We start from the raw sequence: 9,670 nt of genomic DNA on the forward strand, positions 1-9,670 counted from the left end.
CCCAGTTTTTGCCCGCGGAGAAAGAACTCGTCCAGCGTTTCCGAGTAAGGCAGCCATCGGCAGCCGCCTGCATCTAAATCAAACGTGTCCGGGCGCCACTGGAATGAGAGGAATACCAACAACTCCCTGTGAATCAAATGGCCTTCGATCAGACGATGCAATGCGTCCAAGGGCGCCGCCTCAAGATCGGCATCGGCAATGACCCTATAAATAACCACCGAACCATGATTCAGAAGCATCTCGATCAGGTTGTCGCGGGTGCCGCAAAACCTGTTGAGCGTCGCCTTGCTGACCCCCGCTGCCTGGGCTATTTCTTTGAACGTGGCTCGCGGGTGGTCAACGATGGCGATCGCCAGGGCCTTCAGCAATTTCTCATCGGCAGCAGTTAAATCCATCGGTCACTCTTTATCTATCGCGGGCAGATGCGGGTATTTTGCCTAGAACACTCATTTTTCTCAAAGAGGATACTAGCTTTGTTCACACCAAAATCAAATGAGTCAATATTGACTTATTTGATTTTTGCGTGGATCATGCGCGGCTTCGACTACGTACTGGCTTCGCGCTTGGGTGAGATATGAACAAATTCCGCGAATGGATCACTTTTTCCGTGATCTCCTATTTGATCGCCGTGACCCTGGTTGGCTGCGACAAGCCCGAAGAGCAACGGGAAGAGGCGCCAGCGCGTGAAGTCGATGTGCTCAGCGTGAAGACCGAGCCCTTCACAGTGTTCGCCGAGCTACCAGGGCGCATCGAGCCGGTGCGTGTCGCCGAGGTGCGCGCGCGGGTGGCGGGGATCGTGCTCAAGCGCACCTTCGAGGAAGGGGCCGACGTGAAGGCCGGTGACGTGCTGTTCCAGATCGACCCTGCGCCGTTCAAGGCGGCCCTGTCGCGGGCGGAAGGTGAACTGGCTCGCGCCGAGGCGCAGCTGTTCCAGGCTCAGGCGATGGTTCGCCGTTACGAACCACTGGTGAAGATCGACGCCGTCAGCCAGCAGGATTTCGACAACGCCATGGCCGCTCTGCAGAGCGCCCAGGCCGACAAGCGCTCGGCCCAGGCCAATGTCGAAACTGCCCGCCTGGACCTGGGTTATGCCGAGGTTCGCGCCCCCATCGCCGGGCGTATCGGTCGCGCCCAGGTCACCGAAGGGGCTCTGGTAGGCCAGGGCGAAGCCACGCTGCTGGCACGTATCCAGCAACTCGATCCGGTGTACGCCGACTTCACCCAGCCTGCTGCCGATGCCCTGCGCCTGCGCGCGGCAATCGCCGAGGGCAAGGTTGCCGGTGCGAGCGACCAGCCGCTGTCGCTGCGTGTCGACGGTACCGATATCGAGCGCAAGGGCACGCTGCTGTTCACCGATATCTCGGTGGATCGCAGCACCGGGCAGATCGCCCTGCGAGGCCAGTTCGACAACCCCGAGGGCGTGCTGCTGCCGGGTATGTACGTGCGTGTGCGCACACCGCAAGGGCTCGACCAGAACGCCATCCTGGTGCCGCAACGTGCCGTGCAGCGTTCGGCTGACGGCCAGGCCAGCGTGATGCTGCTGGGGGAGGGCGATACCGTCGAGGCGCGCCAGGTCACCACCGGTGCCATGCAGGGCTCGCGCTGGCAAATCAGCGAGGGCCTGCAGGTCGGCGACAAGGTGATCACCAGCTCGCTGGCGGCTATCCGTCCGGGCGCCAAGGTCATCCCCCGCGAGCAAGATGCCGCCGAAGCCGCTCCACAGTCCCAGGTGCAGTAAGCCGGAGAACCTCTCATGTCCCTGTTTTTCATCCGGCGCCCCAATTTCGCCTGGGTAGTCGCCCTGTTCATCTCGCTGGGTGGCCTGCTGGCCATCCCGTTCCTGCCGGTGGCGCAGTACCCCAACGTGGCGCCGCCGCAGATCACCGTGACCGCCACCTATCCCGGCGCTTCGGCGCAGGAGCTCACCGACTCGGTGACCAGCGTCATCGAGGAAGAACTCAACGGCGCCAAGAACCTGCTGTACTTCGAGTCCACCAGCAACGCCAACGGCATCGCCGAGATCACCGTCACCTTCCAGCCAGGGACCGACCCCGAACTGGCCCAGGTTGACGTGCAGAACCGTCTGAAGAAGGCCGAGGCACGCATGCCGCAGGCCGTGCTGACGCTCGGCATCCAGACCGAGCAGGCCACCGCCGGCTTCCTGCTGATCTATGCGCTGAGCTACACCGATGGCGACAAGGACGCCAACGTCACGGCGCTGGCCGATTACGCCGCGCGCAACATCAACAACGAAATCCGTCGCGTGAACGGCGTCGGCAAGCTGCAGTTCTTCGCCTCCGAGGCGGCCATGCGCGTGTGGATCGATCCGCAGAAGCTGGTCGGCTACGGCCTATCCATCGATGACGTGAACAACGCCATCCGCGCGCAGAACGTGCAGGTGCCGGCCGGTGCCTTCGGCAGCACGCCGGGTTCCAGCGAGCAGGAGCTGACGGCGACCCTGGCGGTCAAGGGTACCCTGGACAACCCGCAGGAATTCGCCGCCATCGTGCTGCGTGCCAACCAGGACGGCTCGCGCCTGACCCTGGGCGACGTGGCGCGCATCGAGGTCGGCAGCCAGGACTACAACTTCGGCTCGCGCCAGGACGGCAAGCCCGCCGTTGCCGCCGCCGTGCAGCTGTCGCCCGGTGCCAACGCGATCCAGACCGCCGAGGCGGTCAAGCAGCGTCTGACCGAGCTGTCGGCCAACTTCCCGGACAACGTCGAGTTCTCCGTGGCGTACGACACCTCGCGCTTCGTCGACGTGGCGATCGACAAGGTCATCATGACCCTCATCGAGGCCATGGTGCTGGTGTTCCTGGTGATGTTCCTGTTCCTGCAGAACGTGCGCTACACCCTGATCCCGTCCATCGTCGTGCCGGTGTGTCTGCTCGGTACGCTGACCTTCATGTACCTGCTTGGCTTCTCGGTGAACATGATGACCATGTTCGGCATGGTGCTGGCCATCGGCATCCTGGTGGACGACGCCATCGTGGTGGTGGAGAACGTCGAGCGGATCATGGCCGAGGAAGGCCTGGCGCCGGTGCCGGCGACCATCAAGGCGATGGGGCAGGTGTCCGGGGCGATCATCGGTATCACCCTGGTGCTGTCGGCGGTGTTCCTGCCGCTGGCCTTCATGGCCGGCTCGGTGGGGGTGATCTACCAGCAGTTCTCGCTGTCGCTGGCGGTGTCGATCCTGTTCTCGGGCTTCCTCGCGCTGACCTTCACCCCGGCGCTGTGCGCCACGCTGCTCAAACCGATCCCCGAAGGCCATCACGAGAAGACCGGTTTCTTCGGCTGGTTCAACCGCAAGTTCACCGCCCTGACCGGCCGCTACACCAAACTCAACGGCAAGCTGGTGCCGCGCGCCGGGCGGGTGATGTTCATCTACCTGGGCGTGGTGGTGCTGATGGGTTTCTTCTACCTGCGCCTGCCGGAATCCTTCGTGCCGGTGGAAGACCAGGGCTACATGATCGTCGACATCCAGTTGCCGCCAGGCGCCACCCGTGAGCGCACCTCGGCCACGGGTGAGGAGCTGGAAGAGTTTCTGATGGCCCGCGAGGCCGTGCAGACGTCCTTCCTGGTCCTCGGCTTCAGCTTCTCCGGCATGGGTGAGAACGCGGCCATTGCCTTCCCGCTGCTCAAGGACTGGTCCGAGCGAGATTCTTCGCAGTCGCCGGAAGCCGAGTCGGCTGCGGTCAACCAGCACTTCGCCAACCTCGATGACGGCGCGATCATGGCGGTGCCGCCACCGCCGGTCGAAGGCCTGGGCAACTCGGGTGGTTTCGCCCTGCGCCTGCAGGACCGCGCCGGCCTTGGCCGCGATGCCCTGTTGGCAGCGCGCGATGAAGTGCTGGGCAAGGTCAACGGCAATCCGAAGTTCCTCTACGCCATGATGGAAGGTCTGGCCGAGGCGCCGCAGCTGCGCCTGGTGATCGACCGTGAGCAGGCGCGCACGCTGGGAGTCAGCTTCGAAGCGATCAGCAGCGCGCTGTCCACTGCGTTCGGCTCGTCGGTGATCAACGACTTCGCCAACGCCGGCCGCCAGCAGCGCGTGGTGGTACAGGCCGAACAGGCCGAGCGCATGACACCGGAAAGCGTCCTGCGCCTGCATGTGCCCAACGACAGCGGCAGCCTGGTACCGCTGAGTGCTTTCGTCACCACGAGCTGGGAAGAAGGCCCGGTGCAGGTCGCGCGTTACAACGGTTACCCGTCGATCCGCATTGCCGGTGACGCCGCGCCCGGCGTGAGCACTGGCGAGGCGATGCTCGAACTGGAGCGCATCGCTGCCGAGCTGCCCGAAGGTATCGGTTACGAGTGGACCGGGCTGTCGTATCAGGAGCGGGTCGCCAGCGGGCAGGCGACGATGCTGTTCGCCCTGGCCATCACCGTGGTGTTCCTGCTGCTGGTGGCGCTCTACGAGAGCTGGGCGATCCCGCTGACGGTGATGCTGATCGTGCCGGTCGGCGCACTCGGCGCGGTACTGGCGGTGACTGCTATCGGCCTGCCCAACGACGTGTACTTCAAGGTCGGCCTGATCACCGTGATCGGCCTGGCGGCGAAGAACGCCATTCTCATCGTCGAGTTCGCCAAGGACCTGTGGGAAGACGGCTACTCGCTGCGCGATGCTGCTGTCGAAGCCGCGCGCCTGCGTTTCCGCCCGATCATCATGACCTCCATGGCGTTCATGCTCGGCGTGGTGCCGCTGGCCATCGCCACTGGCGCCGGCGCTGCGAGCCAGCGCGCACTGGGCACCGGGGTGCTGGGCGGGATGCTCAGCGCGACCATGCTCGGGGTGATCTTCGTGCCGATCTTCTTCGTCTGGGTGCTGTCGCTGCTGCGCACCAAACCTCAGCAAACCGACAACCATCCCCTGCATAAAGCGGAGTAATGCGATGACCTCTCACTTCATGCTCCGTCGCGCTCTGCTGCCCCTGGCCATCGCCGCCCTGGCGGGTTGTTCGCTGGCCCCGACCTACGAGCGCCCGCAGGCACCGGTCGCGTCGCACTGGCAAGCCGCCGACGCGGAGGGCACCCGTGCCCAGGCGCTGGACTGGCAGACCTTCATCGTCGATGCCGACTTGCGCCGCGCGGTGGATACGGCGCTGAGCAACAACCGCAGCCTGCGCCAGGCGCTGCTGGATATCGAAGCTGCGCGTGCCCAGTACCGCATCCAGCGTGCTGATCGCCTGCCTTCGATCAACGCCAATGCCAGCGGCAACCGCCAGCGCCTGCCTGCCGATCTGTCGCAGACCGGGCGCTCGGAAGTGACCAGCAACTATCAGGTCGGCCTCGGCCTCGCGGAGTACGAAGTCGACCTGTTCGGCCGCGTGCGCAACCTCTCCGAGGCCGCGCTGGAGACCTACCTGGCGACCGAGGAGGCGACCCGTGCCACGCAGATCAGCCTGGTTGCCGAGGTCATCCAGGCCTACCTGACCCGCGATGGTGCGCTACGCCGCATGGCCCTGGTCGAACAAACCCTGGACAGCCGCATGGCCTCGCTGGAGCTGGTCAGCCAGCGCCGTGCAGCGGGGGCCGCCACCGCCCTGGATTACCAGGAAGCGGTCGGCCTTGCCGAACAGGCTAGGGCCGAGCGCGAGAGCACCGAACGCCAGTTACGCCAGGCGGACAACGCCCTGGTCCTGTTGCTCGGCACGCCAGATGCCGCTCGCCTGCTGCCCGCGACGCCCCGCGACGACCTGATGGTGCTGCAGGACATCGCCCCCGGCACCAGCTCGGAACTGATCGAACGGCGCCCGGACATTCTCGCCAGCGAGCACCGCCTCAAGGCGCGCAATGCCGATATCGGTGCAGCTCGCGCCGCGTTCTTTCCCCGGATCAGCCTGACCGGTTCGGTGGGCAGCTCCAGTGCCGAGTTGTCCGGATTGTTCGATGGCGGCTCGCGGGCCTGGAGCTTTGCCCCGACGCTGTCGCTGCCGATCTTCGCCGGTGGCCGCAACCGCGCCAACCTGGACCTCGCCGAAGTGCGCCAGGACGCGGCGGTGGCCGACTACGAAGGCACCATCCAGACCGCCTTCCGCGAAGTGGCCGATGCCCTGGCCGCCACCGACACCCTGCGCCGCGAGGAGGCTGCCCGCCAGGCTCTGGCCGGTTCCAGCGAGGCTGCGATGGCCCTGGCTAAGGCGCGTTACGAGGGCGGCGTGGACGACTACCTGCGTTATCTTGACGCCCAGCGCAGCACCTTTAGCAACCAGACCACACTAATTCAAATCAGCACGGAACGGCAGATTGCGCTGGTTGACCTGTTCAGGTCTCTGGGCGGTGGCTGGGGCCAAACTGAACCGATGGCCGGGATCGGCGCTGAGTGAGCAAAGCCAGGAGTCCTGCATCCGAAGACCGGACTCTGGCTCCATCACCGGTGAGCTACTGGTCATCGACGGGGCAATCGTCTGATCGAGAATAAGACTGTCTGACGACTGGCAGGCCTATGGATTATTGGTGGCAGCAGCTAACGGCTCTATAAAGAGCTGCAAAAAATCACTGTAACGCATGATTGACTGACTGCTTCTGGCCGGTTTCTGCCTGTTGCGTCTCTGCTGCCCACTGGCCAAGTCGGATGCACGCGGTGGTCAGTACCAATGCAATTGACTGGTCAAATGGGTGCAATTGCGCAGGTATGGACTTCAAGCCCCAATTTCCTGGAAAAGAGGTTCTTTCTATGGACATCCGACATCAGAGATTGAGTAGCGGAATGTCTGAGCTGAAGTCATGTCCATGGCTGTTCTTCTTTCCTTTACATCGACGAGGCCTTTGCCGATATGACCGGTCTACCCGAACCGCTGGAGTCGATAGGTCGTCAGGTGCAGGCAGAGATTAAGCAGAAGACAGGTATTCCGGTCGGCATAGGCATCGCCACCACCAAGACACTGGCCAAGCTCGCCAATAACGCCGCCAAACGCTGGCAGAAGCAAACTGGTGGCGTCGTAGATATTCGTGACCCCGTGCGTCGTGACAAGCTGCTCAAGGCCATGCCTGTCGAGGAAGTCTGGGGCGTTGGTCCCCGCATGCGTGCTCACCTGGAAGGCATGCAAATCAAGACAGCTTGGGACTTGGCACAGATGGATGCCTGGACGCTGCGCAAGCGCTTCAACGTTATCGTCGAGAAAACCGTGCGTGAACTACGTGGTGTGGCGTGCCTGGAAATCGAGAACGAAATCGAACCCAAGCAAGAGATTTGCTCAAGCAGATCATTCGGCAAGCGCCTGCGTGAGCTAGTCCCCATTCAGGAGGCTGTCACCAGCTATGCGACGCGCGCCGCTGAAAAGCTGCGCAAGCAGGAGTCACTCTGCAGGCAGGTGCGTGTGAGTTTGCGCACCGGGATGTTCAATCCAGCTGAAGCGAAATATGCCAATGGCGTCCTCTGCCAGCTGCCCTACCCGACCGATGACAGCAGGCTGATCATCCAGGCAGTTCAAACTGGGCTCAAGCAGGTATTCAGAGAGGGATTCAGCTACGCCAAGGCCCAAGTGCTCCTCTTGGATCTGTGTCGCAAGAATGAGTACACCCCGGATCTGTTCGCCCCTGAACAGCCCGTGAAAACCGAGCGACTGATGAGCACCCTGGATGCGATCAACAATCGCTGGGGACGCGGAACGCTGCAGCCGGGACGCATCGCAAAACCAGTCGAGTGGGCTATGCGCAGAGAATTACTCTCTCCGGCATACACCACTCGCTGGTCTGAGTTAATGGTCGCAAAAGCCAAGTAGCCTTCGCATTCACTTATCCGCGACGAGCACGGTTCAGAGTCCCCTTACGCAGACAGCGCGCCCCTGCAGGTTTCAAGCGCAGGTGCTGATTGCGGATTCCACGCTGGCTCGGACACCCATTTCACGCACATTCGGACAGTGATTCCACGCTGATCCGGACATTTTCTGGCAGGCAGCTACGCAAAAATTCTTCACTACCTTCAGACCATCCTTAGCTTCAGCAGTTAGATTCGACTGCTGTCAAACCCATGTCTGCCATCGCCATAAACCTTGGTAGGCGCCTTGCATAGGTAACTGGCTCGATAGAAAAACTCTTCAACCCCTAGACCATCGCGACGCAGGCTATAGCTCGGATTGTCAGGAATCTCAACCAAACCCCTCACTGCCTCAACCGACGTTCCCAAGGCACTTGCCCAAGCTTCCTGGAGTCGATTGAACATGTTATCCCTTCCAGGCTCAAACTTACCCAAAGCGTTGAATGCATCGTAATTGAGAACGAATGCAACATGGTAATGCGGCTTCCCATGCTGCCCAAATTCTCTAGCCCAAACGTACCGCACGCGGCTCTGATGCGCATGTTTGTTTTCCCTAAGCGCCATACAACGATTGTGGTGTATTTTGGACTTAAAGGAATCTAAAAACTTTTTAAACACTTGACTTGCATTTTCGTCTCTGCCATTCACAAACGCTGCTGGAAACCTAAGATCAACCCTGAAGGCAAAGACACGAGAATACTGTTGAAGAGCTCGATCAATCGTAGTATGCAACTTTTGCAGATACTGTCGAATGAAAGGCCCTTTATCTACCTGAATAGGCAAGCCGCGATAGTCAAGCTCATTATGAATAACGAGATTACTATTCTGCGAATGTCGAATCATGTTTAATACTCCAATGCTTGAATGCATATCCTAGGAGCACCATGTATTTATTAACCTGAATAACATTCACACGTCAGGTATCTTGGAGATACCTGACTTAGCATTGTTATCTCTTACAAAGCTTGAATACATACCTTAATAGCACTATACACTTATTAACCTAAACAACATTCACACATCAGGCATCTTGGAGATACCTGACTTAGCATTGTTATCTCTTACAGCTAACATTGGAACTATATAGGCTATAAGAGCATACTACCAATACCGAAAAAGCAGCTCTGCTTTTTATGCTGATTTTCAGGTAAATTCGCTTCAAGCCCCGGCTAAACCAAGCAGACTTCTACTCCGGCAAAAAAGCATCATGCCCGGAGAATATCCGGGCATGATGTTTTCTCACCTAAGGTGGAGTGAGCACTCTCGGGCTCTGGCCATTACTATCCGATAGTCAAGCTAGATCTCGCTCCTCGATTCTGGCCAGGATCCAATCCTGGACCTCGCCCTCTAGCCAGCCCACACATCGATCACCCAGCGGAATCGGTTTCGGAAACGAGCCCTGCGCAACGTACTTGTATACAGTCGACCTAGCCAGGCCAGTGGCATCGATGACAGCCTTCAGACGAATGATTTTCATGATCCCGCACCTCTGAATATTGGTTCAGAGGATTAGGAGAACCTGTAGATAATTACTGCCTAAAAACGGGCATATAACGAGTCACTGACCTACCATAGCGTTTCAGAGCGTGAAACTCACCAAACAATCCATACTCAAAGCGTTGGTCAACAGTCATTACGGCCTCGCACTCATATGATTGAATTTCGCTCTCCGCCTCAGTGATGACCAAGCACCTGCGATCCAGCGCGCCATCTTTACGCAAAGCCAACACCGCTCTCCGCCCACGGCATTGATCAGAAAATGGAAGAATATGAAACTTCATGCCTTCACTTACATGATCGCCCGCCGAACCCAGAAGCACTTTGTACTGACATGCTAAATAGCTGTTCCGAATAGTAGATCACCGGAGGAAGGGAACTCAGTCCAGTTTGTGCGATCTGATTAGTCGCTAA

At 60.1% G+C, this 9,670-nt stretch carries 7 protein-coding genes; 4 read left to right on the forward strand and 3 right to left on the reverse strand.

The features are described from left to right. The coding region (locus OKB81_RS17460) for a TetR/AcrR family transcriptional regulator (RefSeq protein ID WP_270805340.1) at positions 1-395 on the reverse strand (395 nt) is incomplete at its 3' end. 179 nt (positions 396-574) lie between these two features. Here OKB81_RS17460 and OKB81_RS17465 point away from each other — a divergent pair. The 4 genes from OKB81_RS17465 (at position 575) to OKB81_RS17480 (ending at position 7,724) form a co-directional block, all read left to right on the forward strand. Then, entirely contained in the window at positions 575-1,738 is a 1,164-nt protein-coding gene (locus OKB81_RS17465; protein WP_088903431.1) for a multidrug efflux RND transporter periplasmic adaptor subunit TMexC2, read from the forward strand. A 15-nt stretch (positions 1,739-1,753) separates the two neighbouring features. Further along, positions 1,754-4,888 (forward strand): multidrug efflux RND transporter permease subunit TMexD, encoded by a 3,135-nt coding sequence (gene tmexD, locus OKB81_RS17470; RefSeq protein WP_101618153.1) that lies wholly within the window; start codon positions 1,754-1,756, stop codon positions 4,886-4,888. Positions 4,889-4,892: 4 nt separating this feature from the next. Further along, positions 4,893-6,326 (forward strand): multidrug efflux transporter outer membrane subunit TOprJ2, encoded by a 1,434-nt coding sequence (locus OKB81_RS17475; RefSeq protein WP_088903432.1) that lies wholly within the window; start codon positions 4,893-4,895, stop codon positions 6,324-6,326. A gap of 429 nt (positions 6,327-6,755) precedes the next feature. Continuing rightward, positions 6,756-7,724, forward strand: coding sequence for a DUF4113 domain-containing protein (locus OKB81_RS17480; protein WP_270805342.1), 969 nt, complete (start codon positions 6,756-6,758; stop codon positions 7,722-7,724). A 224-nt stretch (positions 7,725-7,948) separates the two neighbouring features. Here the strand turns inward: OKB81_RS17480 and OKB81_RS17485 are convergent, their stop codons facing one another. Together OKB81_RS17485 and OKB81_RS17490 are read right to left on the reverse strand one after the other, a co-directional pair. Then, positions 7,949-8,602, reverse strand: a complete 654-nt coding sequence (locus OKB81_RS17485) for an inovirus Gp2 family protein (RefSeq protein WP_270805341.1) — start codon at positions 8,600-8,602, stop codon at positions 7,949-7,951. 448 nt (positions 8,603-9,050) lie between these two features. Next, positions 9,051-9,236 (reverse strand): helix-turn-helix transcriptional regulator, encoded by a 186-nt coding sequence (locus OKB81_RS17490; protein ID WP_023127663.1) that lies wholly within the window; start codon positions 9,234-9,236, stop codon positions 9,051-9,053. Between the last annotated feature and the right edge of the window lie 434 nt (positions 9,237-9,670).

The organism is Aeromonas sp. QDB56, from assembly GCF_027705505.1.
Taxonomy (GTDB): domain Bacteria; phylum Pseudomonadota; class Gammaproteobacteria; order Enterobacterales; family Aeromonadaceae; genus Aeromonas; species Aeromonas caviae.

Excerpts from the sequence above, each read along its gene's own strand:
- OKB81_RS17475 (WP_088903432.1), top strand. The coding sequence starts at position 4,893 with ATGACCTCTCACTTCATGCTCCGTCGCGCTCTGCTGCCCCTGGCCATC.
- OKB81_RS17465 (WP_088903431.1), top strand. The coding sequence starts at position 575 with ATGAACAAATTCCGCGAATGGATCACTTTTTCCGTGATCTCCTATTTG.
- tmexD (WP_101618153.1), top strand. The coding sequence starts at position 1,754 with ATGTCCCTGTTTTTCATCCGGCGCCCCAATTTCGCCTGGGTAGTCGCC.
- OKB81_RS17485 (WP_270805341.1), bottom strand. The coding sequence starts at position 8,602 with ATGATTCGACATTCGCAGAATAGTAATCTCGTTATTCATAATGAGCTT.
- OKB81_RS17490 (WP_023127663.1), bottom strand. The coding sequence starts at position 9,236 with ATGAAAATCATTCGTCTGAAGGCTGTCATCGATGCCACTGGCCTGGCT.